At 38.1% G+C, this 24,358-nt stretch carries 26 protein-coding genes and 1 tRNA gene; 12 read left to right on the forward strand and 15 right to left on the reverse strand.

Translation table 11 applies throughout. The features are described from left to right. Window positions 1-104 precede the first annotated feature (104 nt). From purL to L1994_RS08530, 3 genes are all read right to left on the reverse strand, one after another. Complete coding sequence (purL, locus tag L1994_RS08520; protein WP_278099023.1) at window positions 105-2,195, reverse strand: phosphoribosylformylglycinamidine synthase subunit PurL; 2,091 nt, start codon at window positions 2,193-2,195, stop codon at window positions 105-107. A gap of 102 nt (window positions 2,196-2,297) precedes the next feature. Beyond that, on the reverse strand, window positions 2,298-2,666 hold the full coding sequence (locus L1994_RS08525) for a response regulator (RefSeq protein ID WP_278099024.1): 369 nt from the start codon (window positions 2,664-2,666) through the stop codon (window positions 2,298-2,300). 97 nt (window positions 2,667-2,763) lie between these two features. Beyond that, complete coding sequence (locus L1994_RS08530; RefSeq protein WP_278099025.1) at window positions 2,764-5,700, reverse strand: PAS domain-containing sensor histidine kinase; 2,937 nt, start codon at window positions 5,698-5,700, stop codon at window positions 2,764-2,766. A gap of 398 nt (window positions 5,701-6,098) precedes the next feature. On the opposite strand from L1994_RS08530, the gene L1994_RS08535 reads away from it, so the two are divergent. Then, window positions 6,099-6,710: a translation initiation factor IF-2 subunit beta gene (locus tag L1994_RS08535; RefSeq protein ID WP_278099026.1), complete on the forward strand. Its 612-nt coding sequence runs from the start codon at window positions 6,099-6,101 to the stop codon at window positions 6,708-6,710. A gap of 200 nt (window positions 6,711-6,910) precedes the next feature. On the opposite strand, the gene L1994_RS08540 is transcribed toward L1994_RS08535, so the two are convergent. The 5 genes from L1994_RS08540 to L1994_RS08560 form a co-directional block, all read right to left on the reverse strand. Next, window positions 6,911-7,213 (reverse strand): DNA-directed RNA polymerase subunit L, encoded by a 303-nt coding sequence (locus L1994_RS08540; protein WP_278099027.1) that lies wholly within the window; start codon window positions 7,211-7,213, stop codon window positions 6,911-6,913. A 121-nt stretch (window positions 7,214-7,334) separates the two neighbouring features. After that, window positions 7,335-8,054, reverse strand: coding sequence for an MBL fold metallo-hydrolase (locus L1994_RS08545; RefSeq protein ID WP_278099028.1), 720 nt, complete (start codon window positions 8,052-8,054; stop codon window positions 7,335-7,337). Further along, the gene (locus tag L1994_RS08550; protein ID WP_278099029.1) at window positions 8,051-9,334 is read right to left on the reverse strand and encodes an AAA family ATPase; all 1,284 of its coding nucleotides are present in this window, start codon (window positions 9,332-9,334) and stop codon (window positions 8,051-8,053) included. The genes L1994_RS08545 and L1994_RS08550 overlap by 4 nt, the downstream gene beginning before the upstream one ends. 69 nt (window positions 9,335-9,403) lie before the next feature. Next, window positions 9,404-10,279: a type II methionyl aminopeptidase gene (map, locus tag L1994_RS08555; protein WP_278099030.1), complete on the reverse strand. Its 876-nt coding sequence runs from the start codon at window positions 10,277-10,279 to the stop codon at window positions 9,404-9,406. Further along, window positions 10,279-11,409, reverse strand: a complete 1,131-nt coding sequence (locus L1994_RS08560) for a M24 family metallopeptidase (protein WP_278099031.1) — start codon at window positions 11,407-11,409, stop codon at window positions 10,279-10,281. Before L1994_RS08560 ends, map begins: the two co-directional genes overlap by 1 nt. A gap of 71 nt (window positions 11,410-11,480) precedes the next feature. Between L1994_RS08560 and L1994_RS08565 the strand changes: the two genes are divergently transcribed. From L1994_RS08565 to L1994_RS08590, 6 genes are all read left to right on the forward strand, one after another. Continuing rightward, window positions 11,481-11,711: a hypothetical protein gene (locus L1994_RS08565; protein WP_278099032.1), complete on the forward strand. Its 231-nt coding sequence runs from the start codon at window positions 11,481-11,483 to the stop codon at window positions 11,709-11,711. Window positions 11,712-12,210: 499 nt separating this feature from the next. Continuing rightward, entirely contained in the window at window positions 12,211-12,519 is a 309-nt protein-coding gene (locus L1994_RS08570; protein ID WP_278099033.1) for a hypothetical protein, read from the forward strand. 50 nt (window positions 12,520-12,569) lie between these two features. Continuing rightward, a tRNA-Asn gene (locus tag L1994_RS08575) sits at window positions 12,570-12,642 on the forward strand. A gap of 66 nt (window positions 12,643-12,708) precedes the next feature. Beyond that, window positions 12,709-13,812, forward strand: a complete 1,104-nt coding sequence (locus L1994_RS08580; protein WP_278099034.1) for a tyrosine-type recombinase/integrase — start codon at window positions 12,709-12,711, stop codon at window positions 13,810-13,812. Between the two features lie 216 nt (window positions 13,813-14,028). Next, window positions 14,029-14,220: a hypothetical protein gene (locus L1994_RS08585; protein ID WP_278099035.1), complete on the forward strand. Its 192-nt coding sequence runs from the start codon at window positions 14,029-14,031 to the stop codon at window positions 14,218-14,220. Then, window positions 14,210-14,497 (forward strand): type II toxin-antitoxin system RelE/ParE family toxin, encoded by a 288-nt coding sequence (locus tag L1994_RS08590; RefSeq protein WP_278099036.1) that lies wholly within the window; start codon window positions 14,210-14,212, stop codon window positions 14,495-14,497. The genes L1994_RS08585 and L1994_RS08590 overlap by 11 nt, the downstream gene beginning before the upstream one ends. A 206-nt stretch (window positions 14,498-14,703) precedes the next feature. Here the strand turns inward: L1994_RS08590 and L1994_RS08595 are convergent, their stop codons facing one another. The 4 genes from L1994_RS08595 to L1994_RS08610 are packed head-to-tail and all read right to left on the reverse strand — an operon-like array spanning window position 14,704 to window position 17,463. Then, window positions 14,704-14,952 carry a 4Fe-4S binding protein gene (locus L1994_RS08595; RefSeq protein ID WP_278099037.1) on the reverse strand — a complete coding sequence of 83 codons (249 nt, stop codon included), beginning with the start codon at window positions 14,950-14,952 and terminating at the stop codon, window positions 14,704-14,706. Beyond that, window positions 14,949-15,476, reverse strand: a complete 528-nt coding sequence (locus tag L1994_RS08600; protein ID WP_278099038.1) for a 2-oxoacid:acceptor oxidoreductase family protein — start codon at window positions 15,474-15,476, stop codon at window positions 14,949-14,951. The genes L1994_RS08595 and L1994_RS08600 overlap by 4 nt, the downstream gene beginning before the upstream one ends. Next, window positions 15,476-16,588: a transketolase C-terminal domain-containing protein gene (locus L1994_RS08605; protein ID WP_278099039.1), complete on the reverse strand. Its 1,113-nt coding sequence runs from the start codon at window positions 16,586-16,588 to the stop codon at window positions 15,476-15,478. Before L1994_RS08605 ends, L1994_RS08600 begins: the two co-directional genes overlap by 1 nt. Further along, entirely contained in the window at window positions 16,582-17,463 is an 882-nt protein-coding gene (locus L1994_RS08610; RefSeq protein ID WP_278099040.1) for a thiamine pyrophosphate-dependent enzyme, read from the reverse strand. The genes L1994_RS08605 and L1994_RS08610 overlap by 7 nt, the downstream gene beginning before the upstream one ends. A gap of 370 nt (window positions 17,464-17,833) precedes the next feature. Between L1994_RS08610 and L1994_RS08615 the strand changes: the two genes are divergently transcribed. After that, a complete protein-coding gene (locus L1994_RS08615) occupies window positions 17,834-18,517 on the forward strand; it encodes a J domain-containing protein (RefSeq protein ID WP_278099041.1) in 684 nt (227 codons plus the stop codon). A gap of 181 nt (window positions 18,518-18,698) precedes the next feature. After that, window positions 18,699-19,625 carry a hypothetical protein gene (locus tag L1994_RS08620; protein WP_278099042.1) on the forward strand — a complete coding sequence of 309 codons (927 nt, stop codon included), beginning with the start codon at window positions 18,699-18,701 and terminating at the stop codon, window positions 19,623-19,625. A 58-nt stretch (window positions 19,626-19,683) separates the two neighbouring features. Here L1994_RS08620 and truA read toward each other — a convergent pair whose 3' ends face one another. Both truA and L1994_RS08630 read right to left on the reverse strand, forming a co-directional pair. Further along, window positions 19,684-20,475 (reverse strand): tRNA pseudouridine(38-40) synthase TruA, encoded by a 792-nt coding sequence (gene truA, locus L1994_RS08625; protein ID WP_278099043.1) that lies wholly within the window; start codon window positions 20,473-20,475, stop codon window positions 19,684-19,686. A gap of 9 nt (window positions 20,476-20,484) precedes the next feature. Then, a complete protein-coding gene (locus L1994_RS08630; protein WP_278100832.1) occupies window positions 20,485-21,153 on the reverse strand; it encodes a CehA/McbA family metallohydrolase in 669 nt (222 codons plus the stop codon). Between the two features lie 46 nt (window positions 21,154-21,199). Between L1994_RS08630 and L1994_RS08635 the strand changes: the two genes are divergently transcribed. Beyond that, entirely contained in the window at window positions 21,200-22,633 is a 1,434-nt protein-coding gene (locus tag L1994_RS08635; protein WP_278099044.1) for a dihydropteroate synthase-like protein, read from the forward strand. A gap of 253 nt (window positions 22,634-22,886) precedes the next feature. Here L1994_RS08635 and L1994_RS08640 read toward each other — a convergent pair whose 3' ends face one another. Beyond that, window positions 22,887-23,333, reverse strand: a complete 447-nt coding sequence (locus L1994_RS08640) for a universal stress protein (RefSeq protein WP_278099045.1) — start codon at window positions 23,331-23,333, stop codon at window positions 22,887-22,889. A gap of 184 nt (window positions 23,334-23,517) precedes the next feature. On the opposite strand from L1994_RS08640, the gene L1994_RS08645 reads away from it, so the two are divergent. Together L1994_RS08645 and L1994_RS08650 are read left to right on the forward strand one after the other, a co-directional pair. Then, complete coding sequence (locus tag L1994_RS08645) at window positions 23,518-23,886, forward strand: Mov34/MPN/PAD-1 family protein (protein ID WP_278099046.1); 369 nt, start codon at window positions 23,518-23,520, stop codon at window positions 23,884-23,886. Between the two features lie 9 nt (window positions 23,887-23,895). Next, window positions 23,896-24,330: an FAD synthase family protein gene (locus L1994_RS08650; RefSeq protein WP_278100833.1), complete on the forward strand. Its 435-nt coding sequence runs from the start codon at window positions 23,896-23,898 to the stop codon at window positions 24,328-24,330. Window positions 24,331-24,358 lie beyond the last annotated feature (28 nt).

Genomic DNA, 24,358 nt, shown 5'->3' on the forward strand with positions numbered 1-24,358 from the left:
AGATGAGAACTTTATTTTTCCCTCTTATCTGACTTAGTATCCGGGTTCTATTCTAACTTCTTACCTGACATCTTACAACATTCTTCATCTAAAATCTGATGAGCTTAAAATCTCATAAGATTTGTTGTAGAAGAGAGAAGTTTTTCAGTCTCTTCCTTTGAAAACTCAATTGTTCCTTCACCCGTATGAATTATAAAGGACTCTTCTCTGACAACACCGAGTGGAGTAAAAGAAGTGCCTGTTTTAGAAATAATTTCAGCAATCTTTGATTCATCTTCATATGCAACCAAAAAACGTCCATATGACTCAGAGAACAGCTCTTCAAATGCATTTTCGCCTGCATCTATCTCACAGGACGGACAAAATCCACTGAGAGCACCTAAAAGTCCGCCTCTTGAAATATCAGTTGCAGAATAAACAGCTCCTGAATTAACAAGCTTTCGCATAATCTCAAGAATAATTACATCAGGAATCCCTGGCGCACTTCCACCACATCCTGTTAAAAGATCAATTACTGATCCTCCAAACTCAGGCTTTGACTCTCCGATTATTCCAAGCTTCATACCAAAGACAGGTCTTCTAAAAGGCTTTGCAGGACCTTTTCCTGCCATACCAACAGAGGGTGTCGGAAGAATGCTTGTATTAAACTCATCAGATTCATTGTATAAGGATACATTTCCGCCGACAACCGGAATTGAAAGCTTTCTGCACATATCCCCCATTCCCCTGACAGATTCTTTTATCTGCCAGAAAATCTCTTCATGAACAGGGCTTGCAAAATTAAGGCAGTTTACAATACATAATGGCTCAGCACCCATTGCCGCCATGTTTGCGGCGTTTTCATAGACAGTATTTGCACAGCCTTCATAGGGCTTTAGATAAATCTGTCTCGGACTGCATCCGCAGGATAAATAAAGCGCTGAATCACCAAGGCGAAGGACTCCACAGCCGCTTTCTGTTGATATTGTCTTTAACCCCACATCATGATCATACTGCCGTTTCACCCAGTCTTTTGATGCGATGTCAGGGTGTGACATAACCTTTGTGCAGAGCGTTTTTAAATCATCTGAGGGCCTATTAAAAGGTTTTTCAGCAGAGTAAGGCTTTCCTGCCCACTCTTCCTCAGGTGCTCCTCCTACCAAAAGATCAACAGGGAGATCGCATACAACCTGTCCATGGAAAGTAACAATATAGCGATTCTCTGCTATTACTTCACCAATATCGCTCCAGCTGAGATCATACTTCTCAATTATAGCTCCGATTTCTAAAACATCTTCAGGCGCAACTTCAATAAGCATTCTTTCCTGAGATTCAGCAAGCATAATCTCTACTTCGTTCATTCCTTCCTCACGAAGATGAACCCTGTCAGCGGCGATTCTCGCGCCAAATGTACTTGACATCTCAGATGATGCACCGGCAAGACCTGCCGCACCCAAATCCCTGCAGGAGAGTATTTTTCCTGTCGCAGAAAGTTCCATCGTTGCCTCTATGAGAAGCTTTTCTGTATATGGATCGCCGACCTGAACAGCAGGTCTGTCTTCAGCTTCAGAGTCTTCTGACAGATCGCGGGATGCAAACGATGCTCCGCCAAGACCGTCCCTTCCGGTTGAAGAACCGTAGAGAATCAGGCGGTTTTTTGGAGCTTTCACACGCGCTGTTAAGAATTTGTCCGGATGCACAACACCGACACAAACAACATTTACAAGAGGGTTTCCGCTGTAATTTTTGTCAAACGTAAGCTCTCCTCTTACAACAGGAACACCTATGCAGTTTCCGTAGTCTCCTATTCCTGAAACAATGTGCTCAAACAGATACCTGTTTTTTTCACCGTCAAGATCGCCAAAATAGAGTGGATCCATAAGTGCAACCGGCCTTGAACCCATCGAGATGACATCACGAATAATCCCCCCGACACCTGTTGCCGCTCCGTCATAGGGATCGACATAACTTGGGTGATTGTGTGATTCCATTCCTATTGCTATTGCAATGTCATCAGAAAAACGGACAATTGCGGCATCATCACCAGGCCCTAAAAGAACATTTTCACCATCGGTTGGCAGAGTGCGCAGAAGCGGCTTTGTTGAACGGTATGAACAGTGTTCACTCCAAAGGTTCTCAAAGCATGCCATTTCAAGTTCTGAAAGAGATCTCTTAATTTCCTTTTCAATATAATCAATATCGCGGGAGCACAGCATAATTGTAGGAATATGTACTCTTACAAACAGATAATAGATGCCTAAAGAGAGGCACAATTAGAGAAGATATAAAAAAATACGCATATGATTTATCAGATATTATTAAAGAAGTGCAATTTTAATTGCCATATTTAGCTCAAAGTCCTCAAAAGGCTTTGCAATATATCCGGAGGGGCGTGTTTTAACAGCTCTTTCAATAATATCATCTTCCATATGAGAACTCAGATAAATTACAGGTATGTCAGGCATATTCACTCTGATTTTTTCAACTGCTTCTATCCCGTCTATTTCTCCGGGCAGAGTTATATCCATCAATATAAGATCAGGTTTGTATGATTCGGCTTTTAAAACTCCTTCCTCACCAGTCATCGCAATTAAATAATCGCTGTATCCTATCTCTTTAAGACGCCACTGAATAAGATCTGCTAAAATTTCGTCATCTTCTACAACCAGTATTTTAATATCCGTCAACTTGCTTACCACCGTTTTTTTATTTTTAAAGATTATACAATAAATATCTATTCCGGACTAAATATTATTTAAAATAAACAATATTCAAAATAACTGATTAATCCAAAACCTCATCATTTACAATTCTATAATATTCGGGAGGAAGAATTATCTCAAAGTGTGCTCCTTTCCCATATATTCCTGTTTCAACAATCTTTAAGGTCGTAATGCCTAATATCTCCTTTGTTAGGAATAAGCCAAGACCTGTATTGCTCCCAAACCCATGATCAAAAATACGGGATTTTAATTTCTCAGGAACACCAATACCATCGTCCTCTACCACAATAACACCTGTTTTATTCTTTCTCTCAAATGAAATATCAACTAAAGAAACCTTTTGTCCATGTCTTACTGCATTGTCAAGCAGGTTGAAAAATATTTTTTCAAGCATTGGATCGGCATAAATCTCCAGATGAGGCATTGAAACGTTCAGATTTATTCCCATACTTTTTGCTTTGGACTGCATTTTTTTCGTAATCAGATCAACTCTTTGCCAGACGGGACTTTCAACTCCGATATTATGATAATCCCTTGTAAAGATGATCTGTTCCTGAATATTTCCAGATGCCTGCTTTATTCTTTCAAGGTGGTGAATCAGCTCTTCATTTCCCTCGACTTTTCTATACATCAGATCTGTAAATCCGTTTATTCCGGCAATCTGGTTTAGTATATCATGCCGCGTTATACTTGACAAAAGGTTTAATTTTCGGTTGGCTTCAGATATTGCATTTTGGTACTGCTTTATCTGGGTAATATCCTGCATTATGCCGACAATACGAACAGGTATTCCTAAAGCGTCTGATTCCGCAATCTTTCCCATTACATTTATCCACTTATATCTGCCATTTTTGCACAGGATATGATATTCAGATTCAAACTGATGGCTGTCCGGGTCAAATTTTTTTCCCTCAACACCGGTTATGCCGGTGAAAAAGTCCATAACGTCTGAGAAGAACTGAATCTGAAGTAATTCTCTCCAGTTGGTTTGTAAACATTCCTCATCCAGATTCCCATAACCAAACATTTCTTTGTAATTTCCTGAGAAGAATATGTGATCATTTTTCATATCCCAATCCCATACACATACACCGGCACCCTGGATTGCAAGATTTAAGCGCTCTTCACTTACCAAAAGGGCCTCTTCCATCTTTTTTCGTGTAGAGATGTCAATTCCGATTCCTCTTGCACCTGTAACATTTCCGCTCTTTTCAATAAGGCTTACATAAACAAGCATCGGGAATTTTGTTCCGTCAAATCTCTGTGCAGTGTATTCAAATGATGTCTCAGAATTGTGACCTGAAATTATCTGATTGAAATTTTGTCTGGAAATTTCTTTTTCTTCCGGTGCTATTGCCTCCCAGAAACAGATTCCCTTCCCGATTATGTCATTATCTGCCTGGAATGATTCAAAGCCGTTTTTGTTCAGGAATGTTACACGACCTTCAGTGTCTAATTCAAAGACAATCTGTGGCAGAAGATCTGTTAAATTCCTAAATCTCTTCTCACTTTCAATCAGTGCATCTTCAGCTATTTTCTTCTCTGTTATATCTCTGACAACAGACTGTACAATCCCTTTCTCGCCTGAAACAATGCTTGCACTTACCTCAACAATAACATTTTTCCCATCTTTTCTTACCATTTCAGACTCAAAAAAAAGATTTTTCTTCTTTTTAAGTTCAGAAATAATATCATTTACAGAATTACGGGAATCCTTAGAGAAAAGATCAAAAATATTTCCTCCAAGAATATATTCGCTGTTGTAACCAAGCATCAGTGCAAGCCGCTCGTTTATATCAATTATTTTTCCGTTTGTGTAATGAATTAAGACAGCATCGTTTGAATTTTCAAACAGACTTCTGTACTTTTTTTCACTACTCTTAAGAGCACTTTCCATCTGCTTTCTCTGGCTGATGTCAATTGCAATTCCACGAAGTCCGGTAATTGTCGAGTCTGAAAAAACATAGCTTATATTCATCATTACAGGAAATACGGAGTTGTCTTTTCTTTTTCCTGTGTATTCGGTAGCACCTACAATGTGCCCTGTCATGAACCAGTCAAAATTCTGTTTTGCCCTTTCTTTATCTGAATCTGCAAGAATATCCCAGAATTTCATCCCATTTGTCAGTTCATCAGGCTCATATCCAAACATGTTTATAGAATATCTGGTTGCAAAGGAGAAATTACCCTGCTCATCTAATTCAAAGATTAAATCAGGTATCTGATTTGTAATGACACGAAACCGGTTTTCGCTCTCCTGCAAGGCATCCAGAGCATTGTTTCTCTCTGTAATATCACGGATGAAAGCATGAACATAGCCATTTTCAGCATCTGTAATACTTGAGCTCATCTCAAAATAACGATAATCTCCCGAGGGAATTTTTACTTTTCCTTCTGCATATGAGTGACCTGTTTTTTTTAATTTTTCAAAACCTTCATCAAAAAGAGATGTTTCTCCGGATAAACCAAGACTTTTAATTGTCAGACGGCATTCTTTCTCAATTTCAAAAATCTCATTCCCTTTATTGTTGCAACACAATACATCTCCATCCAGATTATAGACCATAACGATGTCGTTTGTATTTTCAAAAAGATTCAGATAATTTTTCTTGTACTGTCGAAGCTTTTTTCCACCGGTTTTAAAGCCCTCTGATAAAACTGATGATCCGATTCCTACGCCAAGATATGTAAAAACAAACAGGATTGCGGCCGCAAGGTTGTAATAATCGTCATATGATACGAAAAGAATAAGCAGATAATACAAAATACCAAGAACAATGGTTATCCAAAAACCCTTTTCCGGGTACATGTAAATTAAAAGAAAGAGAGGAAAATAAAAGATATGAGATATGAAAAAGATTATTCCGTCACTAAAAAGATATAACGCAATTTCACTAATTAAAATTGTGAATATCAGCACTCCGAGAAGAATATAATTCCAAAAAGGCTCTATTTCTTTTTTACTTTTAAGCTTTAGAAAATTGATATTATAAGACAATTATTTTCACCTGAAAATTATCAAAAAACGTCCATGAAATTATATTTCATGCACGATTTCATGTAAGTTACGAAGTAACTTTCATCTAAAACCAAATTTTTGCTACATTTGCATATTAACAGTTGCATATCCTGTTGAAGCACCCATATTATATTGATATATTATGGAAGTATAACTCATACTGTTATAACACATTCGATTCTTATCTGCAATAATCATTACTGATAATTTCTATCGATATTAATTATTTTGAACAATATTTCAATAAAACCTGAAAAACGAAATATTCCATACCATTATAGAAAATAAACCATATACAATAAAATCAGAGTACGGGATTTATGTAAAGATGTTTAAAAAAGATACTTAATTACAGAAAAAGATCATATAATATAAGCATGACCGACCCGTATGAATCTCTTTTAAAGGAGGCTTACAGCAATATTACCGAAAAGTCCGGAGATGAAGGACGTTTTATAGTGCCGGATGCCAAAGTCTACATCGAAGGAAAAACAACTGTTCTTGAAAATTTTTCTGAAATTGTTTCAACCTTAAGGCGCGAACCTGATCATGTGATGAAATATCTTCTGGGAGAGCTTGGAACTGCAGGAAAAATTGACGGAAACAGGGCAATTTTCAATGGTAAATTTGATAAAACACAGATTTCCGGATTGATCTCAAAATACACAGAGGACTACGTAATATGTTCTGAATGTGGAAAGCCTGATACAAGACTTGTAAAAGACGGAAGAATAATTACCCTTAGATGTGATGCCTGCGGAGGTCACAGACCTGTCAGGAAGAGAAAGGCAAAGCCCGAAGGCGCCGCAGGACAGCTTGAAGAAGGAGCTGAAATGAACGTTGACATCCAGTTCCTGTCAAAACGTGGAGATGGTGTTGCAAAGGTTGGCAAATACACACTTTATGTCGCAGGCACAAAACCGGGTCAGACTGTAAAAGTCAAAATTACGAGAGTTGCAGGCTCCATTGGCTTTACAGAAAAGATTTAAACAATTTCAAAATATTCAGATTTTTCTTTCATTTTTTTAAATTTTCAAAGTTTTCTAAGTTTTTGCCATGAAACTTAAAAAAAATCCGAAAAGATCTTCATTGCTTTCTGTGTGATAAAAAAACGCCATACGGGTTTTTAACAGTAAATATAAATAAAATGAAAAAAATTAAAATGTAAAAAAAATTTCCCGGTTTTTCTTCAGGCCTTTTCAACAAGTTCAATCAGATTTGCGCAGTCCGATGAAACGGCTTTTGCCGCGTTAATAATTGCCTCAATTGGATCTTTTTTGTTTTTTGTTGAAACCAGTAAAACAGGATCTGTAAATGTGTACTCATTATAGTACTGGGCAACATCAACATCCGGGTTTTTTAAGATCTCTTCTTTTAAAGTGTTCATATAGGTATGGTTTTCACCCAGAAAAGCAATCCTTGCTTTATCCTCTGTCAGCTCAAGTATTTTTATTTCCATAGATAACCATACGTTTGTGCTTTTTGAAGTCATAAGATTATTGGTTATTGCATTACAGAAAAAGATGTCATAATAGTATCCATAACCTCTGCTCCTCTGCTAAAACATATTAAAGATTAAAATAAGTTTACAAATTTTAAGCAGAAATTCAGAACTAAATCTCAAATATATCGCCATCTGATGCGATATTATCCCAGTTGAACGGAATGTTATGACTCATGTGGATAAACCGAAATTCCTTTGGCGAAAGGGATTTTGCAAGATCTAATGCTTCTTTGTAATTCATGTGTTTTCCAATATGAACAGAAGGAGGCATCAGCGCATCCAGGAATAAAATATCACAGTCTTTTAGCGCTTCTAAGGTCTCATTGGATAATTTATTGTTCGTATCAGAAGTAAATCCAATTCTTTTTCCATCGCACTCAACAACAACGCCGCATGTGTACATCGGCGGGTGGTTTACCTCAACAAATTTAAAATTCATTCCAAAAAGAGAAAAGGATTCATACGGAATTATCCTGTTCTTCTCAAAATGAAGGAAGTGGAAAAACCCTTCAATATCATCCATCGCACGGTCTGCCGCGTATGCCGGGGGAAATGCCTGGACGCGGTAGAACTCGTTGTAGCCGGCAATATGATCGTAATGCCCGTGAGTCCATAAGACTGCATCAATGTGGGGCGAACTGTAAAGCAAAAGCTGTTTTCTTAAATCCGGCGATGTGTCAATTAAAATATGGTGGTTCTCATTTTCAATTAAAAATGACGTCCGAAGTCTCTCTTTTCCCTCACTGAGTGCAAATTTACAGTTTTCGCACTGACAGCCGATTCTGGGTGTACCTACAGTATCACCTGTTCCAAGTACCGTTACTTTCATATTGAGGCACTCTGACGAATATTATCTCTGTCGCGGACGGAATCCATACCCTGTTCAATATCAGAAGCAGTCATGACAAAACTGTCACGCATAAGAGCAGAAATTACCGACTCTTTTATCATTATCCTTAAATCAGCGCCTGTGAAACCTTCGGTGTCTTCGGCAAGCTCATCATAATTGCAGGTGCAGTCAAGCTCTTTTGTAATCTTTAAAAGAATCTTCTTTCTCATCAATAGATCAGGAAGCGGGAACTCGACAACATCATCAAACCTTCTCCATGCCGCTTCATCAAGCATTCCGGGGTGGTTTGTCGCACCAATCAGAAGAACTCCGTTTTTGACAAAGCTGATTGTGTCAATGTTTTTAAGAAGCATGTTTACAGCACGCTTCATAGCGCCGTTATCCTCTGTAACCCTGCTTCTTGCGACAAAGTCAAATTCATCAATGAACAGAATACACGGAGAAAGTCTTCTTGCAAGGTCAAATATCCGGTCGATGTTTTTGGATGTCTCCCCTAAATACTGGGATGTGACCATTGCAAGCCTGACTTCCAAAAGAGGCATACGAAGCTTTTTTGCCATTGCAAGCGCCAAAGATGTTTTTCCGGTTCCTGGCGGACCTACAAACAAAAGCTTTCCAAGCTCGTATATCTTTCTTTCACGCAGAAAGTCCAGATTTTTAAGAGCAATGTCAATTTTCCTTATAGTTTCCTCCTGTCTTGCAGTGCAGACCAAATCCTCAAGCGAATACTCTCCCTCTTCAGGTGAACTTATAAGGATTAAATTTCTCGCCGACTTTAACTCCTCGTCATCGCCGACAATCTCCTCAATCCTTGCCTCAAGATACTCTTTTGAGTCCTGATATCTTACAATTGAATTTTTTGATTCCTCATAGGAAACATCTCCCATTTTTGCCTGTTCATAATAGTAGGCAAGAACAGGATTGTTTTTTACCCTTTCTTTACAGTCCTGCCTGAAAAACCACCCGGCCGCTGCTTCAAGCGCGGATATGCCAATTCTCTTTCCAAAATCGTCATATTTTACGAAGGGATTCTTACTGACATGGGAATATGCATCAGAAATCCCAAGCACTTTATCAGCAACACTTTCACTGACGGTGACAGGCCTTTCTATGTCTATATTGCATCCTTTCGCACAGGTGAGTTTTCTGAATTTAACTGGGAGATCATCCATATTCAGATTTTCATATTTGTTTACAATCTCCGCTGTTAACAAAAGCTCCAGTACTTCTAAGGACATTATATCTGTTTCTGTAGACATGCGTACAACTTATTATATAGCTCTTTAATTGGCATATATGTATCTCTGATTTACTATACCGTGCATTTTTTATGCAGTTGTTACAATGCACCCGTCTTCTGTTACAATCAGAGTGTGCTCTTTTTGTGACACATATGATCCTGAAACGTCATGTAAGACAGGATATCCGCGAAGGATTCCCTGCTGACATAGCCTGACAAGATTTATGTCTTTATTGGGAGTTTTGTACCATCTTCGTGAAAAAGGCAGTGTTTTTCTCTTTTCAATATCTTTCATAAGCCTTCTTGCACTTGGGAGACGGGTCTGTTTTTTTGATATCTGGCTGAATATCTCAACCCGCTGACCGTCAGTTACCTGACCTGAACCGGTAGAGGCAAAAGGCTCGACTGCAAAGACCATTCCTTCTTCAATTACAGTTCCACCGTTTATTGAAACATTCGGAATTATAGGAATCCCATGTAGCAGGAATTTTCCAAGTCCGTGTCCTGTAAGATTTGATACAGGTCTGTAGCCTTTCTTTTCAATCTCGGCTTCTACAGCTCCTCCAAGCTCTCCTGTTGTGATACCGGGTTTTACAAGCGCAATTACCGCATCCAGTGCATTTGAAGAGGCTTCAACAAGACTTTTATGATCTCCCAAATCCACTGTCACTGCAGTATCGGCAACATAGCCTTCAATATGAACACCAAGATCTACTTTGACAACATCCCCTTTTGAAAATACTCTTTCATCACCTTCGGATGCGGTGTCATGCGCCGCCGCATCATTTAAAGAAATATTTACAGGAAATGCAATTTCTGCTCCTTCTGAAAGTATTGCCTGTTCTGCAAACTCTACGACATCAAGAATCAAAACTCCGGGTTTTACCATCGCCGCGGCTTCATCCCGATATTTTTTAGCTATCTTTCCGGCTGTGATATAATTATCAAATATCTCGTCATCCATTATATTCTAAGCTCCTCTTTGTATTGTGTAAAGCAGTCAAAACCAAAATCGGTTACAAGACCTATGTCTTCAAGGCGGACACCGCCGTGTTTTTTGTAATAAAGGCCAGGCTCCACTGCAATTATATTTCCTGACTGAAGTTCTTTTCCGGACGGGGAAAGTGAGGGGGATTCATGAATTGCAAGTCCGACACCATGGCCCAGACTGTGAATGAACCCTTCGGTCTCAGTCATATATCCATTCTCTTCAAAAAAATTCATCACTGCATCATACAGGAATTTTCCAGTCACATTTGAACGGATGAGACTTTTTGCATGCATTTTTGCGTCATATACACATTTATACATATCCTCTATCTCTGAAGAGGGCTCACCCCTTACAACAGTACGTGTCATATCAGAGTGGTATCCTGTCTTTATTTCACAGGGGAAGATGTCGATTACAACAGGCTCATTTTCTAATATCACGCCATCTCCTGTTGCATGTGGCATTGCAGTTTCATATCCACATGAAGCAATTGTGTCTTTGGCAGTAAAACCCCTTTTTAAAAGAAAACACTCTATTTCTGATTTTAGATAATCAGATGTAAGCGGCACTTCATTTATTTCAAGTTCGCCGTTATCTGAATCCGCATTTTTTATCATTTCAATTGCAAATTCCATTGCGGCATCGGTTGCTTTCTGGCATCTGCGAACAGCACTGATCTCATCTGCCGATTTTACAGAGCGCATCTCTTCAATACTGCCTCTATCAATTCTAACCTCGCAGAATTTTTCAAGCTCTTTTGCAAGTATGATCGGGAAGTTATGAGGAACAAGAACATTTCCCCCGGCAATTTCGGCAATCATTCTTGCCTGGGCGGTATAAGGGTCAGTTTCGGTTTTTAAAAAATCAAAAAAACCCGCATCGCCTCTGGATAATACATCACATTTAGATTCAGATAGTGCGCGATCTTTTTCCATCTGAGGAACAATCAAGGTTCCGCGCCTGTCCGGATGCTTTATGTAGAGCATGGAATCGCCGGCTGTAAAACCCGTCATATATCGCATATCAGGATTTAGCGATGAATCATAGATTACATAAGCCGCCGCATCAGCTTTTTTTATTGATCTGTCAAGAGTGTTTTTCATAATGCAGTAACCTTACTATTCGGCTGATACTTAGAAGTAATTTTACCAACAGACATACAATTTTTAGGGTAATGGATGATTCGGCAAATAGAATATTCAAGATGAAGTTCGCCAAACTGACGATGATGCTGAATGCGATTATTTTCCTTGCTGCAATAGCAATTTTAGCATTTTTCGGGCTGATACCTATATACAGTATTCAGATAGCGGCAATATGCGCAGTAATTGTTCTTGTTCTTTCGGTTTTGTTTGTTAAACACTACAAGCGCGATAAAGCATGGCTTCACGAACAGGAAGACTGAGATTAAGAGTTAAGATTAAGAGATATCTATTTAAGAATATGTTGACTGGATAAGAGACTTCAGAATAGATTTATTGCATCAATCCGGATGTATAGATATCAATATGATGATTTTATGATATCAGTAAAGATCTGATGCCGGTAAAAATTTGCGCATCATATGAAAATTATCCGGATAATTTCTGATAAACTCCAAAGATCAATTTAATTTATGTTATGAGCAACAGTATTTCATCTATGATATCGACATTAAATCAAAGATATATCAAAGGATAAAAATTGGGAATGAGGGGATTAATGGTGAATGTATATATCAGGAGATAAAATGTATCCTGATATGTGCTCAAAATTTATTTTCGGGTACAAAATCGCCATGTCTTTTTATTTTTGATTGAAATTGTTCATGAAATTATATTTTCATGCACGTTTTCATTTAAGTTACGAAGTATTTTTCATGTGAAAATCAGTCAACAAAAAAAATTCAAAAGAGGTTTGATATTTTGCTTCAGAAACTGCTTAATGAAACCGAACTTGTCGGAAGACACCTTGAGGTTATTAGGATTGTTTTAGCCAACCAGCCGATTGGCATCATGAAGCTTTCAGAAATTCTTGGAATTCCATCTCATCGTGTGCGCTATTCTCTTAAGGTTTTAGAACAGCTTGGATACATTCGTGCATCGCCATCCGGTGCGGTTGCAACCGAAAAAGCCTCTGAATTAATAGGGAATCTGGATGAAGAGATAGACTCACTGATAAAGATTCTTGATTCAATCAGGAAGAAAAAATCAGGTGAATTTCATAATATTTAAAAGGTTTAAAGTAAACCTTTATTGGCAACTTACATGAGTTAAATTGCAAAGCCTCCATAACTCAGTTGGTAGAGTGTCTGGCTGTTAACCAGAATGTCACAGGTTCGAGTCCTGTTGGGGGCGCTACGGGCTTCTTTGTTCTAAAGCTCGCGAAACTTTTCTTATTTAAGGGTTATCGTTTCAAAAAAAATGATGCTCATGTATAACGCCGATAATGAAGAATTTTATACCTATTGCCGAAATTACGACTATGTAAGGGCTTTAGAATCAGGTATAGCTAAAGGAATAATCACTGAAAAAGATCGTTCTCTAATTAGTGAATACATTCACGAAAGGAAAGTTACCGCCAATCTGTCAAAGGTGAGATGCAACAAAATTTCAGGCTGTCTTATCAACTTCAGGCGGTTTATGTCTGTTGAATACCATGCCTGTACAATTTCAGATATTTTTAGTGGTCTTGATAAATTACAGGTGGGGCTATCTGTCAAAGGAAAGCCACTGTCAGACAATACCAAAAAAGATTATATAATCATCACCAAGCCCTTTCTTTTGTGGTTAATTGATAATGAATATAATTTGTTACCTGTCAAAAAGATAAAGCTGATAAAAGCTCCCAAAGTCGATTTAATGACAACCTCTCCTGATGAGATATTAACAGTTGAAGAGATTGAAAACATGATCGGGGAAGCTATGAACTCACGAGACCGTGCATTAATATCATTGATATATGAATCAGGTGCAAGAGTTGCGGAAGTAGGGCGGCTAAAATGGAAAGATTTAATTTTTGATGAAGACGGGCTAAGACTTTATATTGATGACAAAAAGACAAAAAAACACAGATATGTCAGAATTTCTATTTATACACAATATATTGCAACATGGAAACAGGACACCCCCAGAAATTCACCCAATGATCCGGTTTTCATAGACTTAAACAAATTTGTAATTATCAGGTATGATGCAATTGTCAGAGTACTTCAGAGATTAGGAAAGCGAGCAGGAATCACAAAAAAAGTAAATCCTCACATATTCCGGCATTCCAGAATAACTCATATGATCCAACAGAATTACCAGGAATCAATTGTCAAAAAAGCCATGTGGGATAATATTAATACGTATATGTTTGCGGTTTATGCTTCATTGGCTGAAGATGATATTGATTCTGAATTTTTAGCCAAATCTGGTATAAAATCACGAAAGAAAAAAGAAACAACAGCTAAACCTATTCCCTGCGGTCAATGTCACTTTATAAATATTCCTTGGCTCTTCAATATTCAATGCAAGTTGAAATAGTTCCTTCTCAAGCATGTTCCAACAAAAGATATTCTGTCAGATGAAGTATTTATATACCCACACAATTTGACGAAGAGCCAAGATGTATCTCTTCGCTGTTCTATAGGATAAATATTTCAATCTTTTTCATGGAGGCATAGCCGGGTTTATCAAATTATGATCTGTTGATAACAATCACAGAGAACTATAAGTATTTACAATCCTTACAATACGTACATGAATGCAACTAAAAGGATTCCGGTAACAGAAAAAGTATGGGCAGAGATATCTGAGCTTAAAAAACCAGGACAAACATTTGATGAACTGCTATCAGATATGGCAGTAAACGAGAGAAAAATGCGTCTTCTTAAAGATATGAAACATATCGAAGAACGCGGTGATTTTGTGGAGATGTCTTTTGACGCATAAAGTGCGTATTGACAAAACTGCACTGGCCTTTATAGAACAACTGCCCAATAAAAGTCAGAGGGTTGTTAAAGAAAAATTAAAAACTCTCAGAGATACTCCATATCCCGGAAAAGACGGAGACAAAGAACGTCTCAATCTGTCTGGTTATATTCTATATCGCATCCATATCGCAAGAAGTTATACAGCATTTTATCTCATCGATGAAACCAGTGAAACAATAACAATTCTTGATATTATGACAATAGAAAAGGCACATAAAAAATACGGAAGGCTTTAGCCCAAAACTTCTTTTTCAGAAGCACTTTCACCCTTAAAAATCTTATATTCCCACGACTGTGATATTTTCCCAATCGGCAATATTGCATATTTAACACAAACATCATGTGGCTTAATGATAAAAAACCTGATTAAAAAGAGAAAATAAAAAAATTTCAAAAACTTAAAATTTTTAAAAAAAGATTAAATTGAAAAACTCAACCTTTTTTAAGCTGAGTCCTCACGAACCATAATAATTGCCCCTTTCGGGCATACTTCAACACAGATTCCGCAACCTTTACAGAAATCATAATCTATATTAAACTCAGTGTCAATCGCACCGTCAGGGCAGAAACGGTAACAGTTACCACATTTATTGCATTTATCCATATCAACAACAGGTTTGAAAGTTCTCCATGAACCGGTGTTTCCAGACGCTCCTGTTTTTGGTTTTGAAATCGCAAGTTTAGCACTCATACTTTAAGCTCCTCAAATGCTTTCAAAGCGGCCTCTTCATTTCTCTCATCAGCAAATGTCTCAGATATCGCCTGCTTTACAGACTCTCTTGAAACAAGACCAAGCTTTGCAACCGCTCCTAAAAGCGGCGTGTTCAAAATCGGATTTCCTGCAAGAACAAGACCCAAAGATAATGCAACGCCGGTTAAATCAGCATTGTAAACTTTATGACCTTCCATCTCAACAGGTCTGGGGCTGTTTATCAAAACCTCTCCGTCCGGCTTAATCCCCAAAAGTACATCAACAGTCTGCATAATTGTCGGATCAAGAACAATAACCAAATCAGGCTGTCTTATCTGTGAATAAATGCGAATCGGAGATTCATCTATTCTGATAAAGGAAACAACAGGAGCTCCGCGTCTTTCCGCTCCATAAAGAGGTGTTGCGGTTGCATGCTTCCCGTCCAGAAATGCCGCCTGTGCAAGAAGCTTTGCCGCAGTGACACCACCCTGTCCGCCGCGTGAATGAAGTCTTATCTCATACATTATTCATTCACCCCAAACCAGAACTCTGAATCTTCTTTTCTGTTCCTGACGAATTCGGCAATATCATCATATGTCACTTCCTGACCGCCAAGACCTGCAATTACACTAAAGGGTCTGCAACCTGTCTTTGACCTAAGCTCGTTTGCCAGTATTCCGCCAAAACCAAACGAGTAGTCGCGGTCGATTACAACAACCTCCTTTCCTTTTACAACCTCGGAAAAGTCAGGGAATGGCCTGAACCAGCGTACCTGAACAACCCCTGCCTTTATACCCTCGCTTCTTAAGTTGTCTGCGGCAACCTCTGACTCCTTTGCAAGTGTCCCCATCGCAAAGATAACCACATCACAGTCATCAGTAAGATACGTCTGGAACATATCATAACTGCGCTCAAAACGTTTTTCAAAATCTTTCTGGGTTTCTTTTATCACGGGAACAGAATCTTTCATTGCACGCTGTATATCATATCTGAATTTGAAGTGATCTTCAGAGCCTGTAAGTGTTCCATAACCTCCGGGATTTTCTATGTCAATCGCATGCGGTATGTTAACAGGAGGAATGAAGTCCCCGACATCAACAGTTTCAAGCGATTGTGTAATATGTGTAAGTAAAAATCCGTCAAGATTAATCATGACAGGCAACAGGACATTTTCATGTTCTGCAATCCGAAATGCCATAAGAGTTGTATCATATGCTTCCTGAACGGTTGATACATAGACCTGAAGCCATCCGCAGTCTCTCATTGACATTGAATCAGAATGTTCAGCACCGATATTCCAGCCGGGTCCAAGTGCTCTGTTTGCGTTTGCCATTACAATTGGGAGACGGGCCGCTGCAGACATGTGAAGCATCTCACACATATAAACAAGACCATGTGAGCTAGTTGCAGTAAAAGTCCTGATACCTGTTGCAGAAGCGCCAATGCATGCCGCCATTGAGGAATGCTCAGACTCAACAGGGATATATCTTGCATCAAGCTCTTTTGATGCAACATAGTTTGCAGTCTCTTCAACAACCTCGGTCTGCGGAGTAATAGGATATGCTGCAACAACTGTTGGTTTTGCATCCTTAACTGCTGTTGCAACAGCCTTATTTCCGGTTGAAATTGTCAGCATATACCCTGCACCTCACGCTCAAGTTTTTTAAGATTCATCTCAACATGCTCCTCTAAAACGGCGATGTCTTCTTTCGTTGCAGTCTTAAACCTGCCCTGTAAGGCAAGATATTCTGAAATTGGGACTCTCTTTTTCATTGCCGCTTTTGAAGCGCCTGTGATTGAGAGTTTTCCTTCCTCGCGTTCGTATAAAACCCACATCCCTGACTGAACTGCAAGCTTTCCAACATCGATTGTCTTCTCAGACGGATATCTCCATCCGGGGGGACATGGTGCCAGGATATGCATAAATTTGGGTCCGGGGATTGAAAGAGCCTTTTTTACTTTATTAAAAAGATCAACAGGATATGCACTGCATGCCGTTGCCATATATACAGGATTATGCGCCTGGACTATTGCATCAAGGTCTTTTTTGTAATCCCTCTTCCCAAGCGGAGTTGTTGTTGTCTTAGCGCCAAGGGGAGTTGCACCTGACCTTTGCATACCGGTGTTGGAGTAGGCTTCATTATCATAGCAGATGTACAGGAAATCAGTTCCTCTTTCAAGAGCACCGGAAAGTGCCTGAATTCCTATATCCACTGTGCCGCCATCGCCTGCAAAGGCAATCACATTTGTCTTTTTACCAACAGCCCTGAATGCCTCACTCATACCGGATGCTACTGCCGCCGCAGATGCAAATGCAACATTATATACCGGTATGTTCATTGCCGTATTCGGATATTTACCCTGAATCACACTTGTGCAACATGCAGGTACTACCAAAACAGTGTCTTTTCCAGCCGCTTTTGTAACATAGCGGAGGATTAGTGAAGCACTGCATCCTGCACATGCCGATGTTGTTTTAAGTATGAATTCTTCATCGGGAATGTCAGCCAATATTAAAACCTCACTAAAAAATTTGTCATCATTTATAATGATAGTTTGGCTTTGGGAAAATATTTCCCGTTTGGATTGCCATAAAATCATCTCATTTGATAATGTATCAGATATAAACATTCAATTCTTTATTCTACTCATAAAACAGTGCATGAAAGATTAATTTCATGAAACGATTCATGAAATTTCCATATATATTTACCGGATATTATTCTGTTTAAATGACAGAACTGAATGGAGCATTATGTCAATTAGATGAGATATTGCGAATTAAATATTTTATATTAAGACATTTTTTAAGGCATTTTTTTGAAAAATATCAGGGATTGAATTATCTGTTATGAAAAAAATAATTCTTTAAGAACGCATTATGCCGGAAGACAAAAATATTCCCGATTATTACGAAATACTTGGCATAAACTATGATGCTGACACAGATTCAGTAAAAAAAGCTTTTAGAAGTCTTGCAAAGGCCTTTCATCCCGACACTTCAACACATCCAAATGCCAGAGAAAGATTTCTAAAAATTACTGAAGCATGGGAAATTCTTTCTGATCCAAAAAAAAGGCGAGAATATGATGAAACACTCAATTTGAGAGTTGAATTTCAGAGAGATTCAGAATACGAATCCAATTACAATAATCAAAACAAAGGCGGATTTGAAAAATCAGATTTTAATTCAGATTCAAAAAAATCAACGTGTGGATTTTTTGCAGAAAATGATGACATTCCAAATTCAGAATCGAAAGGTGATGAATATTCAATAATGGCAGATTATGAATTTTATTCAGATGAAACTGAGTTTTTTTTGATTAACGGTGAAAAAAAGTCTTTTGAAAATGCCAGACATATAATCGTCAATAACACTGAATACATAATAGACGGCGATGAAATGATTGATATTGGAGATATTGAACGCTTTTTTTATGATGGTTCTGAAAAATATTTAATAGATGGTGTGGAGTATGAAATAATAAATGCCGAGCATTATTACCAGGGAGGATGTGAATACGTAGTAATTAATGGCAGACCATACCGGATAAAAATCATGTGAATCACAAAAAGAATAATAAAAGAAGATATGTGAATAAAAAATACTGAAGAAAATTTTGTTTTTCTTCAAATTCTCCCAAAATAATATATTAATTATATGTTCTTTTTTAATTCAGAATTGAAAATATCTCGAATACCTTAAATATTTATAAATTCATCAAATCAGTAAAGGTGAATTAAAAATGGTAAAATTGCCTGACAAAAAATCACTGGAAGGATTTTCAAAGAAAATTACAGAGGCGGTAAAACTTCCTGATGATTCAGAACCAAAAGACACTCAAAAACCTGTTGAGAACAATTCAGGACTTTCTGAAGAAGATTTAAAAAAGATACGGGAAGAAGAAAGAAAAAAGATCGAACAGGAACAAAAGGATAAAGACGCCGCAGAAAAGGCCAAAAAGTATGAGGAAATAGAAGCCCAAAAGCGTGCCGAAGAAGAAAAACTTCTTGAAGAGAAGAAAAAAGAGATAGAAAAGGAGCGTCTTGAAAAGGAAAGGACTGAACAGGAAGCTCTGAAACAAAAAGAACGTGATGAATGGGCAAAAGAAGAAGAGAAAAAGCGATTTGAAGAAGAGAGAAAAAAATCAGAGATAGAAAAAGAGCTTCTTAAAAAACAAAAGGAAGAAGAAAAGGCGGCAGGTAAAAAAAGCCACACCTTAAGAAACATAGGAATCGTTGTTGTAATCATACTTGCAGTATTAGTCGCAGGATATGTGACTCTTATTACAGGAAATGACAACATAAACGCTTACGGCTACCCGCTTTCATACTCGGCAACATATAATATACTAATCCCGGACAACAAGGACGTTAACTTTGCGGCAATACCTGTTAAAGCATTAACAAGTGGCGATTCAGTTGTACTTATGATAAACAACGACAGAAGAACGCTTGCACTTGGAGAATCAGCAACTTATCCCGCAAAGCACCTGACTATTAAGACACTTGGAATAACCGTCTTTGACGCTGATTACCAGATAACAGCAACATTCAGAGGAGTTGTTACAAACAGGGATGATTTCTATGTGGTTGTAAAGACCTCAGAGCCTATTCCGTCATGGCTTGTGGGCATTATGACACCATCTGGTGTTGGAATCACCCCTGTATAATTTTTTATACCAGTCTTTTTACATACCAGACATTATTATTACAAAATTATCAAAAAAATTACCAGATTTCATTTAATTTTCTTAACTGTGAATGCAAAGCCACCCATTCATTTGAAAAAGCAATACTTTTCTCATGAATATTCACAGGTTTAAAGTCAATTTCACAGTTTACATCCCACAAAATCAGTCCTTCTGGAGGCGCCGCCGGAAAACGCCTGTTGGAAGGATTCATTAGCGCTCTTTCTATCTCATCTGCAGACATCTCACCCCTGCCTGCTTTTTCAAGGCAAAAGGATATGCACCGAACCATATTCCATAAAAATGATTGCCCGCATATCTCAAAAATTAAAAATTCGTCTTCACAAAAAATTTTGGAGGATAAAATCTCACGGTTTGGATTTTTTCCCTCAGGCTTTGAAAACGAGGAGAAGTTATGCCTTCCAACAAAAAGAGAGGCGGCATCATTCATTAAATCGGCATCATAAAAAATTCCTGAGATCCCATCCGGAAAATAATACCGATATGTCCGGCTTTTTGCACTAAAACGCGGATTAAAATCATCTGAAACTTCAGACCAGCCTGTAAATCTGATATCAGGCGGCAATTTTTTATTTACCGCAGAAACAGCACGTTTTGGACATTCTGTATCAAAAGCTATAACCTGGCGTTTTGCAGAAACACCTTTGTCTGTTCTTCCTGATATTGCAACACGGGGAGTAGAGTCATCAGAAAATAAATTTAATTCAGATAGGCATCTTAGAATTTCGCCCATAACCGTTCTTTTTCCGATCTGCTGTTGCGAACCGCAAAAAAAAGTTCCGATGTATGATACTTCAAATGCAAGCCTCATAATCAGGCCTCATCTTCTATGAACACGGCGCATTATCTTTCGTTTTGTGTTTTTAAGAGACTGCCCCGTATATGCACGAAGCGGAGTCATTTTCCCTCCCGCTTCTGTTTTCCCCCCCCTTATCGCCGCAAAGATTGAAGGAATGTTTTTCTCGGCATCTATTTTTGTAATACCATATCCTACAAATCTGGCATTATGAGCGTCACTTCCGGCAACACAGGGTTTTCCAAAAAATCTTGCTTTCCTGCCTGCTTTTTTATTTGCAGATCCTACAATATACCTGCTGTTAAACGATTCTACTGCATCCACAGCTTCAATTGCGCTCTTTAATTTTATTGCAACACCATGCCGCAGCTGATGATACGGATGAGGAAGAATCAAAAGTCCACCCATATCCCTTGCAATTTTTACTGTCTTAAAAAAGTCAAGTCCGGGAGGAATTACCTTATTTACTCCAAGAACAAGAAGATGCCCGTGTTTTGTTGAAACTTCAATTCCGGGAATTACCAATACATCAGATTTTATTGTCAGGGCATGCTGTGCACCGGCAACTGTGTCATGATCAACAATTGCTATAGCATCAAGACCCACTTTTTTTGCTTTTTCAAGCACTTCCTCCACACTACTCTCACCATCATGTGAATAATTAGTGTGGATGTGCATATCACACTTCAGCATTAAATCAGTAGTATTTTTCACCTATTGCATATTAATTCAAGCTACAATGACAATTCTGCTTGCCACAGGAAAACTCGCATATCCAATTGTAAAGGAATCAACAGATGGCTTTGATGTGAAAATCGCAGTTTCAGGCAAAATTGCGGCTTTTCTTACCCCTGCGGCACTTGAAAAGATTATTGCCGAAAATCCATGTGATATGGTTTTGGTTTCCGGAATGTGCACTGCAGATTTCTCTTCAGTTGAGGAAAAAACAAAAATTCCCGTATTCAGAGGACCGCGCCATGCCGCGGACCTGGGAATTGTCTTAAAGTCAATTGGCAAAGTAAAGCTTTCAAGAACAACTCCTGCCGATGAATTAATCTCAGAATCACTAAAAAAGGATGCTCTTGAAAGAATAGAGTCTTTGGAAAGAGACGCGGGATTCTCATTTGAGATAAAAGGCCTTAAATTCGGCGGAAATTCAAGGATGAAATTACTTGCAGAGATTATGGATGCGCATAAAGAAAAAGATCTTGAAAATAAGGTGATCTCTTTTTTTAAATCAGGTGCAGACATAGTGGATTTAGGATTTGGCTTTGATGCATCGCCTGAGGATGTTACACGTGCATTTGAGTCACTAAAAGGAATAAATGAAGAAGAAATTTCCAAAAAATGTGTTCTTGCGGCAGACACACAAAATCCAGAGTTGATTAAAGCCGCACTTCCCCACGTAGACATAATCCTCTCTCTTCATGAGGAGAACATACCAGTAATTGCCAAAGATATTGCAGGGGCAAAAAAAGCGGCAGTAATTGTTCCTATGGAAAATAGCCTTGAAAATAACATTTTATATGCAAAAGAAGCAGGAATTGAAAAAATAATTGCCGATCCCCTCCTTATGCCAGTTGGATCAGGGCTTATCAAATCACTTTCAAACTTCAAAAAGTCAGAATATCCACTTTTCTTCGGTGCTGGAAACGTAACTGAACTAATAGATGCAGACTCCCCAGGAGTCAACGCACTTCTTTGCGGTATGGCTAAAGAGGCAGGAGCATCAGTGATTTTTACAAGTGAACATTCAGATAAGACAAAGGGAGCAATACGTGAAATGCGTCGTGCGGTTGAAATGATGACACTTATGACCGACAGGCCATACCCAAAAGACCTTGGTCTCTCACTATTCTGTATAAAAGAAAAAAGAAAAAGAGTTACACCCGCACTTGAATACGAAAATGTAATTATAGCGGAGAAGATGCCTGACGATATTGAATACGATCCGCTTGGAAATTTGAGAATAGGAATCGAAGGAGACTATATCGTTGCTGTTCATAAAAATACCGCATATAAAGGAAAATGCTGGGAGGATGTTTTCTACACACTTGTAAAGGATAATAAAGTCTCACTGATGGATCATGCCGCATATCTTGGAAAAGAGCTTTACAAAGCCGAGCTTGCATTGAAATTTAAAAGAAGTTTTGATCAGGACGGACCTTTCTGAAAAAAACTATTTTTCCCTTTATTTCTTTTTTCAGGATTTTTCAGCTTTTGTGTAATTCAAAATCTCCATGAAAAATTTTTGATTTTTTTTGATATGTGGATTTTAATTTTTTTAAATTTTAACTTTCTTTTTGGAATTTCATTATCATAATTTTCATCAAGAAACCATAAAATCATTTACGGCGTAATGGAGTAATCCGACACAGAGGACAATTTCTCCGAGATCATTGTCAATAATCTGAAAGCATGGATAATTATCTGACAACAAGGACTGATATTTTGCTGTGTGTCACAATTGCCGTGCTTACACTGCCAAGCAAAAGTCTTTTTGTCATTCCCTTTCCTGTTGAGCCGACAACAATCAAATCAGCCTGAATTTCGTTAGCAAAATCCAGTACCTCATCACGTGCATCACCAAGACGTGATAAAAATTCGACTTCATAGTTCATCTCATCAGCAACTGCCTTTGCATCCTTTAATATCTCCTCACCTTCGGATTTTAAGAGATCAAAGATTCTATCGGATGATGGATCTGAAACTCCAAGCGCAGGGTCAACAACTGATGTTCCATAAATGCCGGTGTTGATCACATAAATTCCATAAACCTTGGAATTCCAGGTAGATGCAATTTTTATTGCTTTTTTAAGAGCTTTCAGTGAAGACTCAGATCCGTCAATTGAGACAATTATTTTTGAATACATAAAATATTCATATAGTCTTAAAATAATTAATTCTATCCTAAAATTCCCTCATCATGACAGCAGATGCTAAAAATTGGATAATACAGATGTTTCATCCATATTTTAATGCAAAATCATATTTTTAATACAATATCAGATTAATGAAACTATTATCTGTCACGCATTTAAAATTATCATGACAGTTATGCCGGACGTTAAAATAAGAAGAGAACTTTTGGATACACTTTTTGCGCTTGGAAAAAGCCAGCATCCAAACGAATTCCTGGCAATTTTAAAATTTAAAAACGGAGTTATCGAAGAGCTTGAACTTGCTCCCGGAACAATTTCAGGAAGAAGCAGTGCTTCCTTTGATACATTTATGATGCCGCTTGACACAAATACTGCCGGAAGTGCCCACTCACATCCAAGCGGTGCAGTACGGCCGTCTGAAGCGGATTTGAGGTTCTTTCCAAAAACGGGAAAATATCATATAATTGTTGGTGCCCCATACAATGATGATACATGGAAGGCTTTTATGGCAAACGGAGAACAGATTTCAATAGAGGTGGTATAAACGGTAAGAATTGTTGCAACAGGAACATTTGATCTTTTGCATCCGGGTCATATATTTTATCTAAATGAATCAAAAAAACTTGGCGATGAACTCTGTGTTATTATCGCCCGTGATGCAAACATAAAGCATAAACCAAAGCCTGTTGTGCCTGAAAAACAGCGTCTTTTCATGATAGAGTCGCTAAAAGTTGTAGATAAAGCACTACTTGGAGACATTCATGATATGTTTAAGCCAATTGAAGAGATTCAACCGGATATTATCACAATTGGATTCAACCAGTATTTTGATATTGAAAAACTAAAAAAACAGCTTGAAGAACGCGGCATAAGAGCCGATGTTGTAAGAGTCGGTGGCTTTGAAGGGGAAAATGAGGGATTTTGCAGTTCAAGAAGCATAATGCAGCAGATTTTAAAGAAACGCTGCAATGAAGAGAAAGAAGAATAAATATCCAAAAATAATTTCGGTTTATACC

The organism is Methanomicrobium antiquum (assembly GCF_029633915.1).
In the GTDB taxonomy this organism is placed as follows: Archaea; Halobacteriota; Methanomicrobia; order Methanomicrobiales; family Methanomicrobiaceae; genus Methanomicrobium; species Methanomicrobium antiquum.